This is a genomic window from Microbispora sp. NBC_01389 (assembly GCF_045040095.1).
Taxonomy (GTDB): Bacteria; Actinomycetota; Actinomycetes; order Streptosporangiales; family Streptosporangiaceae; genus Microbispora.
The window spans coordinates 2,294,392-2,311,830 of record NZ_CP109552.1 but is presented as its reverse complement, the minus strand read 5'-3'; the positions used below and the strand labels follow the sequence as shown (position 1 = coordinate 2,311,830).

16 protein-coding genes are annotated in these 17,439 nt (G+C 71.0%); 8 read left to right on the top strand and 8 right to left on the bottom strand.

The features are described 5' to 3' along the window. Positions 1-49: 49 nt before the first annotated feature. Positions 50-3,121: a hypothetical protein gene (locus OG344_RS10400; protein ID WP_405088031.1), complete on the bottom strand. Its 3,072-nt coding sequence runs from the start codon at positions 3,119-3,121 to the stop codon at positions 50-52. Positions 3,122-3,261: 140 nt separating this feature from the next. Between OG344_RS10400 and OG344_RS10395 the strand changes: the two genes are divergently transcribed. Next, positions 3,262-3,804, top strand: coding sequence for an orotate phosphoribosyltransferase (locus OG344_RS10395; RefSeq protein ID WP_204284743.1), 543 nt, complete (start codon positions 3,262-3,264; stop codon positions 3,802-3,804). Here the strand turns inward: OG344_RS10395 and OG344_RS10390 are convergent. Beyond that, positions 3,776-4,237, bottom strand: a complete 462-nt coding sequence (locus tag OG344_RS10390; protein WP_405088030.1) for a hypothetical protein — start codon at positions 4,235-4,237, stop codon at positions 3,776-3,778. The two genes, OG344_RS10395 and OG344_RS10390, sit on opposite strands and share 29 nt — an antisense overlap. Before the next feature lie 76 nt (positions 4,238-4,313). After that, positions 4,314-5,018, bottom strand: a complete 705-nt coding sequence (locus tag OG344_RS10385) for a DedA family protein (RefSeq protein WP_327049025.1) — start codon at positions 5,016-5,018, stop codon at positions 4,314-4,316. Positions 5,019-5,195: 177 nt separating this feature from the next. Between OG344_RS10385 and fbaA the strand changes: the two genes are divergently transcribed. The 4 genes from fbaA to OG344_RS10365 all read left to right on the top strand — a co-directional run bounded on the left by fbaA (position 5,196) and on the right by OG344_RS10365 (position 9,212). Continuing rightward, positions 5,196-6,218 (top strand): class II fructose-bisphosphate aldolase, encoded by a 1,023-nt coding sequence (gene fbaA / locus OG344_RS10380; protein WP_327049024.1) that lies wholly within the window; start codon positions 5,196-5,198, stop codon positions 6,216-6,218. Between the two features lie 102 nt (positions 6,219-6,320). Beyond that, entirely contained in the window at positions 6,321-6,743 is a 423-nt protein-coding gene (locus OG344_RS10375) for a DUF3151 domain-containing protein (protein WP_327049023.1), read from the top strand. 182 nt (positions 6,744-6,925) lie between these two features. Continuing rightward, positions 6,926-8,209: an adenylosuccinate synthase gene (locus OG344_RS10370; RefSeq protein ID WP_327049022.1), complete on the top strand. Its 1,284-nt coding sequence runs from the start codon at positions 6,926-6,928 to the stop codon at positions 8,207-8,209. 73 nt (positions 8,210-8,282) lie between these two features. Further along, positions 8,283-9,212: a glycerophosphodiester phosphodiesterase family protein gene (locus OG344_RS10365; protein ID WP_405088029.1), complete on the top strand. Its 930-nt coding sequence runs from the start codon at positions 8,283-8,285 to the stop codon at positions 9,210-9,212. On the opposite strand, the gene OG344_RS10360 is transcribed toward OG344_RS10365, so the two are convergent. From OG344_RS10360 to OG344_RS10350, 3 genes are all read right to left on the bottom strand, one after another. Further along, positions 9,181-9,411 carry a ferredoxin gene (locus OG344_RS10360; RefSeq protein ID WP_405088028.1) on the bottom strand — a complete coding sequence of 77 codons (231 nt, stop codon included), beginning with the start codon at positions 9,409-9,411 and terminating at the stop codon, positions 9,181-9,183. The two genes, OG344_RS10365 and OG344_RS10360, sit on opposite strands and share 32 nt — an antisense overlap. A gap of 21 nt (positions 9,412-9,432) precedes the next feature. Continuing rightward, a complete protein-coding gene (locus OG344_RS10355) occupies positions 9,433-10,629 on the bottom strand; it encodes a cytochrome P450 (protein WP_405088027.1) in 1,197 nt (398 codons plus the stop codon). A 146-nt stretch (positions 10,630-10,775) separates the two neighbouring features. Continuing rightward, positions 10,776-11,894: a magnesium and cobalt transport protein CorA gene (locus OG344_RS10350; protein WP_405088026.1), complete on the bottom strand. Its 1,119-nt coding sequence runs from the start codon at positions 11,892-11,894 to the stop codon at positions 10,776-10,778. A 363-nt stretch (positions 11,895-12,257) separates the two neighbouring features. Here OG344_RS10350 and purD point away from each other — a divergent pair, with 363 nt between their 5' ends. Beyond that, the gene (purD, locus tag OG344_RS10345) at positions 12,258-13,499 is read left to right on the top strand and encodes a phosphoribosylamine--glycine ligase (RefSeq protein ID WP_405088025.1); all 1,242 of its coding nucleotides are present in this window, start codon (positions 12,258-12,260) and stop codon (positions 13,497-13,499) included. 49 nt (positions 13,500-13,548) lie between these two features. Here purD and OG344_RS10340 read toward each other — a convergent pair whose 3' ends face one another. Both OG344_RS10340 and OG344_RS10335 read right to left on the bottom strand, forming a co-directional pair. Then, positions 13,549-14,280, bottom strand: coding sequence for a maleylpyruvate isomerase family mycothiol-dependent enzyme (locus OG344_RS10340; protein WP_405088024.1), 732 nt, complete (start codon positions 14,278-14,280; stop codon positions 13,549-13,551). 14 nt (positions 14,281-14,294) lie between these two features. Beyond that, on the bottom strand, positions 14,295-14,900 hold the full coding sequence (locus OG344_RS10335; RefSeq protein ID WP_327049015.1) for a TetR/AcrR family transcriptional regulator: 606 nt from the start codon (positions 14,898-14,900) through the stop codon (positions 14,295-14,297). A 96-nt stretch (positions 14,901-14,996) separates the two neighbouring features. Between OG344_RS10335 and OG344_RS10330 the strand changes: the two genes are divergently transcribed. Together OG344_RS10330 and murA are read left to right on the top strand one after the other, a co-directional pair. Further along, positions 14,997-15,848, top strand: a complete 852-nt coding sequence (locus tag OG344_RS10330; RefSeq protein ID WP_405088023.1) for a phosphoribosylaminoimidazolesuccinocarboxamide synthase — start codon at positions 14,997-14,999, stop codon at positions 15,846-15,848. Between the two features lie 184 nt (positions 15,849-16,032). Continuing rightward, positions 16,033-17,310: a UDP-N-acetylglucosamine 1-carboxyvinyltransferase gene (murA, locus tag OG344_RS10325; protein ID WP_405088022.1), complete on the top strand. Its 1,278-nt coding sequence runs from the start codon at positions 16,033-16,035 to the stop codon at positions 17,308-17,310. Positions 17,311-17,439: the final 129 nt, after the last annotated feature.

The window sequence follows — 17,439 nt, the reverse complement described above, 5'->3', positions numbered from 1 at the left end:
GTTATCGGTCACCTTTGGAAAAACATCCCCTCGGGGGGGGCGGAATATGTCAGGACCACGTCCTCGCGCTCACCACCGCGACCCCGAAGAAGGCCGGTTCCCGCCTGGTGGCGAGACGCAGCGTGGGGCGGCGCCCCAGCAGCGTGTGGAGTGAGTCCACCGCGACGCCGCCGGTGGCGCCCGCGGCGAGGACACCCGCGTCCCGCCCGTCCTCGCCGCGACCCCGGCCGCCGCCGGTGCCCAGCCCAGCCCTCACCCCCTCGGCGTTCCACACCATCAGGTCGATCCGCGCCGGGGCGCCACCCGGAGCCAGGCCGTCGAGAGGGATCCGCAGCGCCTCCTCCTCGGCCCCGACGACGGCCGCGGCGTCCAGGACCACCACCCTCGTGTACGGCTGCCGCTCGTCCACGGCCAGCACCACCAGGCCCCAGGCGGCATGCCGGACCGTCCCCGTACGCGCCGGGGCCGCCCCGGCGACCCACCAGCGGCCCCCGCCCGCGGCGCGGACCAGGGACGTGACGTCGGCGAACGCCTGGTAGCCGGGACCCGCCGGCAGATTCCGCCGCGCGATCTCGGCCGCGCGCACGGTGACGTACGCCGGGCTGCCCGGCGCCCGCACCCGGACGTCGCCGGTGGGACTCGCCCGCCTGCCGTCCGCCGACCAGTAGAGCCCGGCCCACAGCACCCGGCCGGCCCCGGGCAGAGCGAGATCGGCGCAACTCGACGTCGGCGTCGAGTCGTCCGCGTCGAGGTCGACGGGCACGCTGACGCCCGGGCCACGACCGGGAGCGGCGGATGCGGCGGCGCCGCAGGGCACGGGCGGCGCGGCGGTGCTCACGAGCGCGTTGCCGACGACCCGCGTCACGAGATGGCCGTCGGCGGCGAACCGGGCCGCCACACCCGACCCGCGTACTCCCGCCGTCGATCGCGCGGTGGCCTCCGTCCGCCCCGAGCGGACCCGGACCGTGAACGCCCTCCCCGTGGGCGCGTCCGCGGCCACGGCCACCTTCAGGAAGATCGCGGTCACCTCCCCGGCCGCCAGCGGCCCTCGGGCGCACCGCACGACCCGGCCCTCCGCCGTGCAGGTCCATCCGTCCCCCGTACCGCCGTCCTTCGCATCCCCGCCTTTCGCATCCCCGCCTTTCACGCGCCCGTCCTTCGCATGCCCGTCCTTCGCGTGCCCGTCCTGGTGCGCGCCGGAAGGTGCGCCGCCCTGCCCGTAACGGCTCCGCGCCACGAATCTGACTCCCGGCGGGAGCGTCACGGTCGCGACGACCTCGCCCTCCCCTTGCGCCTCCTCCCGTCCCGCGTTCTCCTCGTCCGCGTTCTCCCCCTCCGGTTTCTCCCCCTCTGATTTCTCCCCGTCCGCGTTCTGCCCCTCCGTGGCTGCGCCGCCCGCGTTGCGCAGCCGTACGGCGACGAGCCCCGGCTGCCCGCGCAGCAGGGCGCCGAGCGGGTCGATGGCGACGACCGGCCCGGCCGCGCCGGGGTGCGGTATCCGCGCGACGTGCCGCTTCCCCGTCTTCTCGCCGCCCGTCTCGTCGCCGCCCGGCCGGATGCGCCGTCCGGCGCGATCCCGCATGTCGTGGTTCCGCACGTCGTGCTCCCGCACGGCGGCGCGGGCCTGCCCGGGAACCCGCTGCCGCACCTCCTGGCGGGTGGGGAACTGCTCGTGCGCCTCCCAGTGGCCCTGTTCACGGTTCGTCTCGTACGGCGCACGAGGAACCTGCCGGCGCACCCGCTGCCGTTCCGGGACCGAGGAGCGGCCCTCCTGTGCGGGAGCGTGCCCCGCGTTCACCCGGGCATCGGAGGAGTGGCGGGAAGGCGGAGGCCACCCGGCGTGCCCTCGGCCGTCTCGCGGCGGCAGGACCGGGCCGTCCGGCCGGGCCGGCTCCGGCATCGCCACCGTCCCGGCCGGTGTCGCGCGACTGACCGGCTCGTCCGGCGCCGCTCCCTGTGCGAGAGCCGTGCCGGGAGTGTCATGTGTGCCGGGAATGCCCGCAGTGCCAGATGTGCCGGTGGCGGGTCCCTGCCGGTCCGGGGCTCCGCCCGGCTCGCCCGTCCGGCCCGGCGACGCTGAGATGTTCACCGGAAGCACGCCCGCCGGTTCGGCGACGAGCAGGAAGGCCACCGTCGCCAGGCCGGCCACGGCGATGCCGCCCAGCACCGCGCGGTACGGCGCCGGCACGCTTCGCACGAGGGCCGGCATTCGTGCGAGGTGCGTCCGCACCCGGTCGCCGGTGGCCCCGAGCGCCGCGACCGCGCCCGTCCAGGCGCTCTGCACGGAGACCCCGGCTCTGTCGTAGGCGGCCCGCAGGCCGGCCAGGGCGCCCGCCCTGCCCTCCCCGCCGGGCGCCTGGTCGTGCCGCGTGTGCGCGGCGAGGTCCGCGAGGTAGTCGTCCACCGCCGGCCCCGCGACAAGCTGGCCGACGACGTCCCGCAGCCCCTGCGTGAGGTCCACCATCTCCAGGAAGACCGACCGGCAGTCGATGCACTCGGCGACGTGCCCGTCGACGTCGGCGGCCTCCTGCTTCGGCAGGCCGTTCTCCATGTAACGCAGGATCGTGATGAGGATCGGCCGGCACTCCTCGCGCGGGCCGCCGTCCAGGCGCAGCCGCACGTACGCCTCCCGCAGCGCCCGGCGGGCCCTCCCGGTGAGCTCGACGGCCGCCCGTCCCGAGAGCCCGAGCAGCGGGCCCGCCTCCCCGGGGTCGGCGCCCTCGACCTCCACGTGCCACAGCACCATGCGCCAGCGCTCCGGCAGCGAGAGATAGGCGCGGGCGAGCGGCGCGCGTTCGAGCCCCTTCAGCTCGAGGTCCACGTACAGGGAGTCGCCGTCGGCGAGGTCGACCACCCCGGTGGCGGCGTAGCGGCGCAGCGACGCCAGCAGGTAGGGCCGGAAGGCGGAGGCGGGGCCGCCGCCACACCGCACCAGTTCCAGCAGCCTCGCGAAGATCTCGACGAGGAGGTTCTCGGCCGCCTCCTCACTCTGCGTGAGCTGCCGGGCCAGGGACCGGGCGGCGGCGGAGTGACGCCGGTAGAGCGTTCCGTACGCCGCCGTGTCGCCTCCCCGGACGGCTTCGAGCAGCTCCACGTCGGTAAGCCGGACTTGTCTACGCATTGCGACCTCGCGATTACGATGAGTTGCATCGCCAATCATTCCGCAGTCCACGTCCTGGCTAAACCGCAGCCCGGCCTTTACTCTCCGTAGCCGTCGGCCCCTGCGAACCGTCCCACCGGGCCGGCCGTACGCTGAGGCCCATGAGTGACCGCGAGAAGCTGCTGGACGAGATCAAGAACAAGGGCATCGTGCACGGGCGGGTCGTGCTGTCCTCGGGCAAGGAGGCCGACTGGTACGTCGACCTGCGCCGCATCACCCTCGACGGCGTGGCGGCGCCCCTGGTGGGGCGGGTCATGCTCGACCTCACCGAGGATCTCGGCTACGAGGCGGTCGGCGGCCTGACGCTGGGCGCGGACCCCGTGGCGACGGCGATGCTGCACGCGGCGGCGGCCCGGGGCCGCGCGCTCGACGCCTTCGTCGTCCGCAAGGCGGGCAAGGCCCACGGCCTGCAGCGCAGGATCGAGGGCCCCGACGTCGCCGGACGCCGGGTGCTCGCGGTGGAGGACACCACCACGACCGGCGGGTCGGTGCTCACCGCCGTGGAGGCGCTGCGCGAGGCGGGCGCGGAGGTCGTGGGCATCGCGACGATCGTGCACCGGGGCGGCGACGAGGCGCTGGCGGCGACCGGGGTGCCCTACCGCTCCGCCTACACGCTCACGGACCTGGGGATCGCGTCACACTGAACGCCCGCCGCTCGCCGGGCGGCCCGGGGGACCTGGCGGTCCCGTTCGCGAAGACCTCGACCGTGCTCGCATCGTCCAGGACGACGTCGAGCTCGGGATCGAAGTAGGACGCCTGCTCGCCCCGGGCCAGGTCCCGGTCGACCAGCACGTCGCCGCCCGGCACCCGGACGAACACCGGACACCGGTCGGCCTGGCACACCACCCGTACTGTGGGCACGCGGGGCGGGGACGTCGCCGCGGAGGGCCGGGCCGCCGGGGACGAGGACGCCACGGCCGCGGGCTCCCCGGAGGCTCCTGATCCGAACTCTCCTGATCCGAACGTGGAGAACAGCGCCCTGCCGCCGATGACGATCACGGCGAGCAGCAGCACGACCGCCAGGCCGACGAGTGCCAGCCTCGCGATTCCGAGGGGATCAGACCTGTGGCGTCCCACATCCCGGAGAGTAGCGGTTGTGCGGGAAATTCAGTGCTGTGTCATTTATCGTCGGGCGCACATCGTCGGGCGCGCGTCAGACGCCGGGGTGGTTCCGCTGCTCCGCGCCGGCGTGGTGGCGGCCCTTCGGCACGACGACGGCGGCCCGGCGGCTCTTGATCACTTCACGCACGATGGGGATGATCGACAGGAGGATGACGACGAAGACGCCGGGAAGGATGTACCTGTCGATGCCGTCGACCCTCTTGCCGAGGAAGTAGCCGAGCAGCAGCAGCGCCTCGACCCAGGCGACGCCGCCGACGACGTTCCAGACGAAGAACCGGCGCGCGTCCATCTCCAGGACGCCGGCCACGGGATTCATGAAGGTGCGGACGATCGGCATGAACCGCGCGACGACCACGGCCTTCGCCGGGCCGAACTTCTCGAAGTAGTGCTCCGCCTTCTCGACGTGCTCTCTCTTGAACAGCCGGGAATCGGGCTTGTCGAACATCCTCCGGCCGACCTTCACGCCCAGGAAGTGACCCAGCTGCGCTCCCGCGATCGCGGCCAGCGGCGCGCCGATCAGCAGGGTCGGCAGCGACAGCGGCGCGATCCCGAAGCCCTGGGCCGCCGCGGCCGTACTGAAAATTCCAGCGGTCACGAGCAGCGAGTCGCCGGGCAGGAAGAACCCGACGAGCAGCCCCGTCTCCGCGAACACGATGGCGATGACGCCGATCGTGGCGAAGGCGCCGAGCATCCCCAGCCACCACTTCGGGTCAAGAAGGTCCAAGAGCACGTCCACGGGGCGAGCCTACCTGTCCGTGATGAGATGAGACTGAGAAGCGACAACGGCTGTGGAAAACCCGAGTCGCGGAATGACCGCGGCTTTCGGCGGCCTCGACCCGGCCCGGCTTTCCGGATCGGCGCGGCCTTCGGGATACTGGCCACGCCGCATACCGTCAGAAGGAGATGACTTCGCATGCCTATCGCGACTCCAGAGGTCTACGCCGAGATGTTCGACCGCGCCAAAGCGGGCGGCTTCGCGTACCCGGCGATCAACGTGACCTCGTCGCAGACCCTGCACGCCGCGCTGCGTGGCTTCGCGGAGGCGGAGAGCGACGGGATCATCCAGGTGTCGACCGGAGGGGCTGAGTTCCTGTCCGGCACCACCGTGAAGGACATGGTCACCGGGTCGGTGGCGTTCGCCGAGTTCGCCCGTGTGGTCGCCGAGAAGTACCCGGTGACGGTCGGCCTGCACACCGACCACTGCCCCAAGGACAAGCTGGGCTCTTTCGTCCGCCCGCTGCTGGACATCTCCGCCGAGCGCGTCGCGCGCGGCCAGGACCCGCTGTTCCAGTCGCACATGTGGGACGGCTCCGCCGTGCCGCTGGACGAGAACCTCCAGATCGCCAGCGAGCTGCTGGACAAGACCGCCGCCGCCAAGGTGATCCTCGAGATCGAGATCGGCGTCGTCGGCGGCGAGGAGGACGGCGTCGTCGGCGAGATCAACGAGAAGCTCTACACGACGCCCGAGGACGCACTGGCCGTCGCCGAGACCCTCGGCCTGGGCGAGCGGGGCCGCTACATCGTGGCCGCCACCTTCGGCAACGTGCACGGCGTCTACAAGCCGGGCCACGTCAAGCTCCGCCCGAGCGTGCTCAAGGAGATCCAGGAGGCCGTCGGCGCGAAGTACGGCAAGGAGAAGCCGTTCGCCCTCGTCTTCCACGGCGGCTCCGGCTCGGCCATGGAGGAGATCCACGAGTCGATCTCGTACGGCGTGGTGAAGATGAACATCGACACCGACACGCAGTACGCCTTCACCCGCCCGATCGTGGACCACATGTTCCGCAACTACGACGGCGTGCTGAAGATCGACGGCGAGGTCGGCAACAAGAAGGCCTACGACCCGCGCGCGTACGGCAAGGCCGCCGAGGGCGGCATGGCGCAGCGCATCGTCGAGGCCTGCCAGCACCTCAAGTCCGCGGGCACCAAGCTCAAGTAGCGGGCGGACCCGGTGGGATCGGAAGATCATTCTCGTATCGATCTTCCGTTCCCACCGGCGGGACCATACCCCTCGGGGTGTTCGGCAGGTAGAACTGTCCCCATGGAAACGCACGAGAACCTCCTCGCCGGCCCGCCGCCCGCCCTGCTGCCCGACAACGCCGAGGCGCGGCAGATGCTCGAGTCGGGCGCCAAGGCGGCCGACGTGGCCGCGCGCTTCCCCGCCTACCCGGCGGCCTGGGGCGCGCTCGCCGACGACTACTTCGCCTCCGGCCACGCCGTCACCTCGTACGCGTTCGCCCGCACCGGCTACCACCGTGGTCTCGACCAGCTTCGCCGCGCGGGCTGGAAGGGCCACGGCCCGATCCCGTGGGAGCACGAGCCGAACCAGGGGTTCCTGCGCTGCCTGAACGCCCTGGCCAGGGCCGCCCAGGCGATCGGCGAGAAGGACGAGGCCGAGCGCTGCGCCCAGTTCCTGCGCGACAGCAGCACGGCCGCCGCGGAGGCGCTCGCGACCGCCTCCTGACGAGTTCCCGCACGACTCGGGCGCGACTCGGGAACGCAGCGGCATCCGAGGGCCGACGAGGCTCCGTCTCGCGAGTTAAGACGCCGTTCACCGCTGGTGCGGCCCTCGGGTAGTCTCTGTGTGCAAGAGGCCCCTGCCGCGCTTGCGTCAGGGGCTTTCGTCGTGGTTCGGGAGATTTGACCATGCCGGCTGTCGTTCTCGTTGGTGCCCAGTGGGGCGATGAGGGCAAGGGGAAGGCCACCGACCTGCTCGGTGGTGACGTCGATTACGTCGTCCGTTACCAGGGCGGCAACAACGCGGGTCACACCGTGGTCATCGGCGACCAGAAGTACGCCCTGCACCTGCTGCCGACCGGGGTGCTCTCGCCGGACGTCGTACCGGTGATCGGCAACGGGGTGGTCGTCGACCCGGGCGTCCTGCTCTCCGAGATCGACGGGCTGGCCGAGCGCGGCATCTCCTGCGAGCGGCTGCTGATCTCCGCGAGCGCGCACCTGATCATGCCCCAGCACAAGGCGATCGACAAGGTCAGCGAGCGGTTCCTCGGCAAGTCCAAGATCGGCACGACCGGCCGCGGCATCGGCCCGGCGTACGGCGACAAGATCTACCGCATGGGCATCCGGGTGCAGGACCTGCTCGACCCGGGCATCCTCGGCAAGAAGATCGAGGCCGCGGTGGGCGAGAAGAACCAGATCCTCACCAAGATCTACAACCGCAGGGGCCTCGACCCGGCGAAGGTGCTGGAGGAGTACCTCGGCTACGCCGAGCGGCTTCGCCCGCACATCGCCGACACCTCGCTGGTGCTCTCGCGAGCGCTCGACGAGGGCAAGGTAGTGCTGCTCGAAGGCGGGCAGGGCACGCTGCTCGACATCGACCACGGCACCTATCCCTTCGTGACCTCCAGCTCCCCCACCTCCGGTGGCGCCTGCGCCGGCTCCGGCATCCCGCCGACCCGGCTGACCAGGATCATCGGCATCCTCAAGGCGTACACCACACGGGTGGGCTCCGGGCCGTTCCCGACCGAGCTGCTGGACGAGCAGGGCGAGTGGCTGCGCCAGACGGGCGGCGAGTACGGCGTGACCACCGGCCGCGACCGCCGCTGCGGCTGGTTCGACGCGGTCATCGCGCGGTACGCCACCCGGATCAACGGCGTGACCGACTTCTTCCTGACCAAGCTCGACGTGCTGTCCGGGCTGGAGCGCATCCCGGTGTGCGTCGGGTACGACGTCGACGGCACGCGCCACGACGAGATCCCCATGACGCAGACCGAGTTCCACCACGCCACGCCGGTCTACGAGGAACTGCCCGGCTGGCAGGAGGACATCACCGGCGCCAAGACGTTCGAGGACCTGCCGCCGAACGCGCAGGCGTACGTCGGAGCGCTGGAGGAGATGAGCGGCGCCCCGATCTCGGCCATCGGCGTGGGCCCCGGCCGCACCCAGACCATCCAGATTCGCCCGCTTATCTGATTGTTCGTGGCGTACGCGCCCGAAACCGGGGGATCACCCGCGTCACCCCGGCGGGCCGGTAGGGTACGCCGCTGTGCACGGATACGTTGAGCTGCACGGGCACCGTGGAGCGCGGGGGCTGCGGCCCGAGAACACGCTGCCCGGCCTGGCCTTCGCGCTGGAGCTCGGGGTCGACGCCCTCGAGTTCGACGTCGCCATGTCGGCCGACGGGCAGCTCGTGCTCACCCACGATCTGCACGTCTCCCCGGTGACCAGCGCGGACACCGGCATGGCCACGCCGGGGGACGAGATGTTCCCGTACGTGGGCAGGCCGGTCGTCGCGCTCACGCTGCCGCAGCTGCGGACCCTCGACGTCGGCGTACGGCTGCCGCAGCGGCCGGACGACCGCTTCGCGCTCACGCAGGTGCCGCTGCCGGACACCCGGATGCCCACGCTCGGCGCGGTGCTCGGCCTGATCGGCGCTCTCGGCGCGGACGACGTGCGGCTGAACGTGGAGCTCAAGTCCGATCCCACCCGTCCCGATCTGTGCCCGGACCCGCGGCGGTTCGTGACGCGGGTCGTCGACGAGCTCGACCGGCACGACCGGCTCTCCAGGTCGGCCCTGCTCAGCTTCGACTGGCGGCTCCTGGAGATCGCCCGGCCGCTGGTCGAGCGGCGGTACGCCCTCGTGGAGCGCGACACGATGACGCCGGAGTGGATGAACGGCATCCGACTCGGCGAGGTGGGCGGCGACCTCGCGGCGGCCGCCGCCGCGGTGGGCGCGACGACCCTGTCCCCCGACCGGGTGCTCGTCGACGAGACGCTGATGGCCGGGGCGGCGCGGCACGGCCTGCCCGTCGTGGTGTGGACGGTGAACGAGCCAGACGAGGCTGCCCGGCTCATGGACCTGGGCGTGGCCGGCGTCGTCACCGACTACCCCGACCGCATGCGCCGGTTGTGGAAGGCACGCGGGCTGCCGCTGCCCCGGCCGGTCAGCCCGTTGCGCCCGGTCGGAGCCCCCTGACCTCTGTCGTGTCGAGTGAGAGGGCGCCGGACGGGCAGAGCTGGACGGCCCTGCGCACCCCCGCCGCCAGTTCGGCCGGCGGCTCGGGGTCGAGGACCTCGACCGTTCCGTCGTCCTCGCTCTGGTCGAAGACCTCGGGCAGCGTGAGCGCGCACATCCCCGCCCCGACGCACCGTCCGACGTCAGCCTTGATCTTCATCGTTTCCTCCCGCGCATCGCCTCACCAGAGCACCGGCAGGCGGCGTACCCCGTAGACCGCCGAGGTGGCCCGCATCGGCACCTCCTCCGGCGGCACGGCCAGGCGCAGGCCGGGGAACCGGCGCAGCAGGGCCGGATAGGCGATCCGCATCTCGGCGCGGGCGAGCTGCTGGCCCAGGCACTGATGGATGCCGTGGCCGAAGCTCAGGTGGCCCTGGGCCGACCGGGTGACGTCGAGCGTGTCGCCGCCCTCGAACCGCCCGGGGTCCCGGTTGGCCGCGCCCAGGGACAGGGTCACCGTCTCCCCTGCCCTGACCAGGGTGCCGCCGATCTCCACGTCCTCCAGAGCCGTCCGGGTGGGCCCGAGGTGCAGGATGCTGAGGTAGCGCAGCAGCTCCTCCACCGCGTTCTCCACCGCACCCGGGTCGTCCCGTACGACGGCGAGCTGCCGGGGGTTCGTCAGCAGCGCGAAGGTGCCGAGGCCGAGCATGTTCGCCGTCGTCTCGTGGCCCGCGATGAGCAGCAGCAGGCCCATGCCGGCGATCTCGGCGTCCGTCAGCTCCCCGGAGGCGGCCAGGCCGCTCAGCATTTCGTCGCCGGGGTCCTTCCTCTTGGCGGCGACGAGGGCGCCCAGGTAGGCGAGCAGGTCGTACATCGCCGTGCGGATCTGGTCGCTCGATGCCTCGAGATCGAGGATCACCGACGAGTCGTGCTGGAACTTCTCCCTGTCCTCGTACGGCACGCCGAGCATCTCGCAGATGACCAGCGACGGGATGGGCAGCGCGAAGGACCGGACGAGGTCGGCGGGAGCGCCCTCGCGCTCCATGGCGTCGAGGCGGCTCTCGGTGATGTCGTGGATGCGGGGTTCCAGCTGCTTCATCCGCCGTACGGTGAACTGGCCCGTCAGCAGCCTCCGGTAACGGGTGTGATCGGGAGGATCCATCTGCAGGAAGAACCCCGGCGGCAGGGGATCCCGCCGGATCTCGGCCCGCTGGGGAAGCACCGAGTGCATCAGTTCGGGCCGGGTGCTGAAGCGGGCGTCGGCGAGGATGGCGCGGGACTCGGCATGACCGGTCGCCAGCCAGCCCTCGTGCCCGTCCCCGTACGTCATCCGCTGGAGCGGCGCCTCCGTGCGGCGGCGCGTCAGCTCGTCCGGCGGGTCGAAAGTACGCTCACGCGCGAGGGGAAAGGTGGACAACCGGGGTGTCGCCTCTGTCATGACACGCTCCTGCGGAAGTGGAAACGGTCGATGTGCGCGAGCGGCCCGCTCTCCCCCCACTCAACAACATCATCTGACATATCGCAATGACTCAGGCTCACGGTTAGAGTCACCCAGCCCAACCGTGACAAAACACGGAATGACCGTCAGAGCCAGCCGTTACGGCGGAAGGCGCGGTGCAGGAGTGTGCAGGCGACGACCATGACTCCCAGCACGACCGGGTAGCCGTACACCGCCCTCACCTCGGGCATGTGCTGGAAGTTCATGCCGTAGATGCCCGCGATCATCGTGGGCACCGAGATGATCGCGACCCAGGACGAGATCTTGCGCATGTCCTCGTTGGCGAGCGCGTTCGAGCGCGCCAGCGCGGCCTGCAAAATCGAGTCCGACAGCTCGTTGGACGCCTGCACCTGCTCGCACACCCGGGAGAGGTGGTCGCCGACGTCGCGGAAGTACTCGCGCATCTCCGACGGGATGCTGCGCCGCTGGGGAAGGGCGTTGAAGGGGGTCTGAAGCGGTCCCACGGCCCGCTTGAGCTCCAGCATCTCCCGCTTGAGCTGGTAGATCCGGTTGATGTCCCGGGAGCTGACCTCGGCGAAGACCGCCGCCTCGACCTCTTCGAGCTCCGCCTGCATCAGGTCGGCGACCTGGAGATACTTGTCCACCACGTGGTCGGCGATGGCGTGCAGCACGCCCGCCGGGCCACGGCTGATCAGCTTCGCCTTCGACTCCAGCTTCTCGCGGACGTCGCCGAGCGGGCAGTAGCGGCCGTGCCGTACGGTCACCACGAAGTCGGGGCCGACGAAGACCATGATCTCGCCGGTGCCGATGATCTCGCCGCTCGCCGTCGGCACCACGCCGTCGAGGAACGCGACGGTCTTGAGCACCATGAAAAGCGAGTCGCCGTACCGCTCGACCTTGGGCCGCTGGTGGGCTTTGATGGCGTCCTCGACGGCGAGGGGGTGCAGGCCGAACACCTCGGCGAGCCACTCCACCTCGGGCGCGGCGGGCTCGTGCAGGCCGACCCAGACGTACGCGCCGGGCACCTCGTTGGCCTCGTTGTGCTCGCGGACCATCCGGACGGCCTCGGGGATGCCGTTGGCGTCGACCTTCTCGCCGCCGATGTACGCGCCGAACTCGACGAGGGAGCTGGCCGGCGGCACACAGCGGACGACGGGGTCCGCGTTCACCGGCGCGGTGCCGAGGTGCGTGGGCAGGACCCGGGTGTGCCTGTTGATGCGGGGAAAGAGCAGAGTGGAGCGCATGGCGGTCCCTTCCCGCCCGAGCCGGCACGCTCTACGCGCGACGTGACGTCACCCCTTCATGCAGGCGTGAGCTGCCTCTCGGGACTCAGTGTCGAAGTGGTCGGGAGTGCGCACGACGTACGTGCGCGAGCACGTACTGACGGGATCACCAGAATTCATCCCAGACCACCTCCAATCACTACGAGACAGCGCGAAGCCTGTCCAACCTAGCACATCACTGCCTGACGCCTGTTCCAGGGTACCGGCGTCAAGAGCCTCCGATCATGCACTTCTTGCCAAAAAGGGGTCGGACAACCTGGTCACCCCTGTGTATCCGGGAGGCCGGGCGGCGGAGGACGCGGAGAAGACTGCGAGAATGAGCGGGTGCGCGTTCTTGTCATCGGTTCCGGGGGTCGCGAGCACGCTCTGTGCCGGGCCCTGGGGCTGGACCCCTCCGTCGTCGAAGTCCACTGCGCCCCCGGCAACGCCGGCATCGCCGATGTGGCCACCCTGCACCAGGTCACGCCCACGGACGGCGCGGCGGTCACCGCCCTCGCCGAGCGCCTGGGCGCCGACCTCGTGGTGATCGGCCCGGAGGCGCCGCTGGTCGCCGGCGTGGCCGACGCGGTCAGGGCCGCGGGCATCCCCTGCTTCGGGCCGTCGGCGCGGGCCGCGGCGGTCGAGGGTTCCAAGGCGTTCGCCAAGGACGTCATGACGGCCGCGGGCGTGCCGACCGCGCGGGCGTACACGTGCGTGACCGAGGAGGAGGCCGCGGCGGCGCTGGACGCCTTCGGCCCTCCGTACGTCGTGAAGGACGACGGCCTGGCCGCGGGCAAGGGCGTGGTCGTGACCGACAGCCGCGAGGAGGCCCTGGAGCACGCGCGGTCGTGCGAGCGGGTGGTGATCGAGGAGTTCCTCGACGGCCCGGAGGTGTCGCTGTTCGCCCTGTGCGACGGGACGAGCGCGGTGGCGCTGCAGCCGGCCCAGGACTTCAAGCGGGCCTACGACGGCGACAAGGGTCCCAACACCGGTGGCATGGGGGCGTACACCCCGCTCCCCTGGGCCCCGGAGGGCCTGTCGGAGCGGGTCATGGCCGAGATCGTCCGGCCGACGGTCGCCGAGATGGCCCGGCGCGGCACGCCGTACACGGGCGTGCTGTACGCGGGGCTGGCCCTGACCACCGAAGGTCCCCGCGTGATCGAGTTCAACGCGCGGTTCGGCGACCCGGAGACCCAGGTCGTGCTCGACCGGCTGGAGACCCCGCTCGGAGGGCTGCTGCTCGCGTGCGCGACCGGCACCCTCGCGGACCATCCGCCGCTGCGGTGGCGCGACGGCGCCGCCGTGACCGTGGTGCTCGCCGCCGAGAACTACCCGGCCGACCCGGTGAAGGGCGACCCCGTCGCGGGACTCCCCCCGACGACCGAGGGGGCGTACGCGCTGCACGCCGGGACGACCCTGGACCCGGAGAACCGGCTGGTGTCGAACGGCGGGCGGGTGCTCAACGTGGTCGGCACCGGCGCCGACCTGGCCGAGGCGAGGACGCGGGCCTACGAGGCGCTGGAGCGGATCACCCTGCGCGGTTCCCACCACCGCTCCGACATCGCCCTGACCGCCGCCTCGTCCTGACCTCATGCCCGCCGGCGAGTGGCGGCGCCGGTCCGGCGTTGCGACCGTGTCAGAACGGCACGGGCTGGGCGAGCAGCCCGGTTCCGCTGCCCCGTCCGGAGAGGATCCGGCAGAACTCGACGGCGTCCAGGGTGATCTCCTCGCCGTCGCCGGCGACATAGGTGCCTCCCGCGGGCCCCGTGAGGCGGAGCCGGAACGGCCGGCCGTGCCGCCGCGCCCATTCGGCGGCCACATCCGCCACGACCCGGCCGTCATGGTCCGCCGTGAGCACGAGGGGGCGCCCCGTCGCCCGGGCGATGTCGGTGCGGTGCATCCACGTGTCGCGCGTGTAGATGACGTCGTACAGGTAGCCCATCGTCCAGGTTTCCATCACGCCCCCGACGTCCTGCTTGAGCGGTATCCGGCGCAGCGGCGCCGGAAGCCTGCGCCGGGCACGGGCGGCGCGAGGCGCCGTCGCGGTGAGCCGTTCGACGAGCCGGGACGTGCTGAGATGGGCGCGCTCGGCGACCTGCACCTCGGTGATGCCGTCGATGAGCGGACGGTCGCCCGCCGCCCGGCCGCCCGCACGGAGCTGGTGGACCAGCTCACGCGGGGAGACGTGAGACTCCATCGCACCCAGGACGTGCGCGACCATCGCACGCACGTCCCAGGCCGGGCAGTCGGTCCGTCTGGTCCAGTCGTCGTCCAGTGACCGGACCAGGTCGGCGAATCGCTCGTACTCGGCCTCCGCCAGCACGGCGGCCCGTGCTCGATCGAGTAACGGCACGGACTCGATCGCCATAGCGGTGTCAGGCATCATCGGACCTGCTTTCGCATGCGGTCGCCCATGTGGGCGAGGAACATCTCCATGGCCTCGTCGATCAACCTGAGCCAGCGATCACCGCCGGGGTCGTTGGAGATCTGCTGGTCGGCCAGCCCGGTGTTGAGCGCGGTGAGCATGTCGAGCGCTTCGGGGGAGGTTACGCCGATCCTCATCAGTGCTACCCGCGTCGACTCCAGCGCCTGGAGAGCCAGGGCATAGGACTCGGCGGACGGCTCGAACCCCGGAACCGTCCGCTGGAACATCAGTTGGTAGCGAGCCGGGTCCTCGACGCAGAACTCGATGAAGACCCGGGCGCCGGTGGTCAGATCGCGCAAGGGATCGCCGGTGACGTCCAGCCGCGACATCCGCCGGAGGAACTCCCGGCAGCCCTGGGCGTACATGGCGTCATAGATGGCGTTCTTGGACGCGAAATAGGAGTACACCGACGGCGGGCGCATCCCGACCTTGCGAGCCACGTCCCGCAGCGTCAGCCCGGCCAGACCGTTGGCACGGGCGATCTCCCACGCCGCGTCGAGGATCTCCGCCTTCGTTCCCTCATGACGTTCGGTTCTTCTATCTCTGGTCGGCTCTCCTAACATGATTAGGACTATCACATGGCGTTAGGAAAGCGTCAAGACACGCGGCCGCGACACTTTCCCGCTGGTCGACGCGCGATGAAGAGCTGGGAAGATGGAATGGTGAAGCACCTGCACTCCGGCAAGGTACGCGACCTCTACGAGACCCCCGAGGGGTTGCTGCTGATGGTCGCGTCCGACCGCATCTCGGCCTTCGACCACGTGCTCGAACCCGGCATCCCCGATAAGGGAGAGATTCTCACCCGGCTGTCGCTGTGGTGGTTCGAGCAGCTCAAGGACGTCGTGCCCAACCACGTCGTCTCGGCCGACGTGCCAGCGGAGTTCGCCGGGCGCGGGGTGCTGTGCCGGAAGCTGCGGATGGTGCCGGTGGAGTGCGTGGCCCGCGGCTACCTCACGGGCTCGGGGCTGACCGACTATCGCAGGGAGGGCGTCGTCTCCGGCGTGCGGCTGCCGGACGGGCTCACCGACGGGTCGCGGCTGCCCGAGCCGATCTTCACGCCGTCGACGAAGGCGCCGATGGGCGAGCACGACGAGCCGATGACGTTCGAGCAGGTCGTGGCCGAGGTGGGCGCGGACGTGGCCGGGCGGCTGCGTGACATCACCCTCGGCGTCTACCGCCGGGGGGCGGAGATCGCCCTGGAGCGCGGCATCATCCTGGCCGACACCAAGATCGAGCTGGGCTGGGACTCCGACGGCGCGCTGACCCTGGGCGACGAGGTGCTGACGCCCGACTCGTCGCGCTTCTGGCCGCTGGACCAGTGGGAGCCGGGCCGCTCCCAGACGTCGTTCGACAAGCAGTTCGTCCGCGACTGGCTGCTGTCGCCCGCGTCGGGCTGGGACAGGGCCTCCGGCGAGGCCCCTCCGCCGTTGCCGGACGAGATCGTCGAGCGCACGCGCGGCCGCTACGTCGAGGCGTACGAGCGCCTCACCGGAGAGCGCTTCCGCGCCTGAGTCACAAGCGTCACACATGTCCTCTCGCGTGATCCGTTCCCCCATGCGTTCTTGGGGTAGTTCCTCCCTGAAACGCCCGGGACAGCGGCTACACAGCGGCTACTCTAAGCCGACGTCTTCGCCGACGACGTGGCTGCCGGCCGACGCGAGTCCCCATCTTTCCCCCAACATAGGAGTCGAATTAATGGTCAGTTACCGCGTGCGCGGTGGCAACGTACTGCGTGGAACCGCCTTCATCCAGGGCGCGAAGAACGCCGTACTGCCCATGATCGGGGCGGCGCTGCTCGCGGCCGAAGGCCGTACGGTGCTCCGCAACGTGCCCGTCATCGAGGACGTGCGCCGGGCGGTGGAGCTCGCCGAGGCAATCGGGGCGAAGGTGGAGTTCCACGAGAGCGAGCGGACGCTCGTCATCGACGCCTCCCGGCTGACCAGCCCGGTCCTTCCCGCCGAGATCGCCCGCCGGTTCCGGGGATCGGTACTGTTCGTCCCGGCCCTGCTCCACCGCCTCGGTGAGGCGATCATCGAGGGCATCGGCGGCTGCAACCTCGGCAGCCGCAACCTCGACTTCCACTACCTCGGCTACAAGCGCCTCGGCGCGATGGTGGACGAGGGCGAGTCCGTCATCCACATCAAGGCCGGCGGCCTGCTCGGCGCTCCGCTCTATCTCGACACCCCCTCCCACACCGGCACCGAGAACCTGATCATGGCCGCCTCGCTCGCCCGGGGCACCACCGTGATCGAGAACGCGGCGCTCGAACCCGAGGTGCTCGACGTCATCACGATGCTGAGCCGGATGGGGGCGCGCATCCGCGGCGGCGGGACCGGCTTCATCACGGTCGAGGGCGTCGACGAGCTGACCGCGGTCGAGCACACGGTGATGCCGGACCGGCTCGACGCGGGCGTGTTCGCGATGGCCGCGGCGATCACCGGGGGCGAGGTGAGCCTGGTCGGCGCCTCGCTGGAGCACCTCGGCGTGGTCCGGTGGAAGCTGGAGCAGATGGGCGTCGAGTTCGAGGAGCACGGCGCGGTCCTGCAGGTGCGCCGCGACCGGCCGCTGCGCCCGATCAACGTGATCACCGACACCTACCCCGGCTTCGCGACCGACCTGCAGTCGCCCCTGATGACGGTGGCCTGCCTCGCCGAGGGCTCCAGCTACATCCACGAGCGAATCTTCGACGGCCGTTTCGCGCTCGCGGGCGAGCTCAACAAGATGGGCGCGAACGTCGAGGTGGAGGGGAGCCGGGCGGTGGTGCACGGTCCGACGCCGCTGCGCGGCGCCGGCGTGACGGCCCACGACCTCAGGTCCGGAATCGCACTCGTGCTCGCCGGTCTCGCCGCCGAGGGAGAGACGTCGATCGGGACGGGTTATCTCATCGACCGCGGCCACGGCGCGCTCGCGCAGCGCATGCAGGCGCTTGGCGCTGATGTGGTGCGTGAAATTTCCACTTCGGACGGCGACTGAGTCCGAAAACCTTTACTAACGCCCTGACCAGGGGGTATCCGGGATATTACGGATGCGGCTCGACCACCCAGAATGGTATTCCGGAAAATCTGGGCGTGACATTACGGCCTTAACCAGCGATCGTTCCAA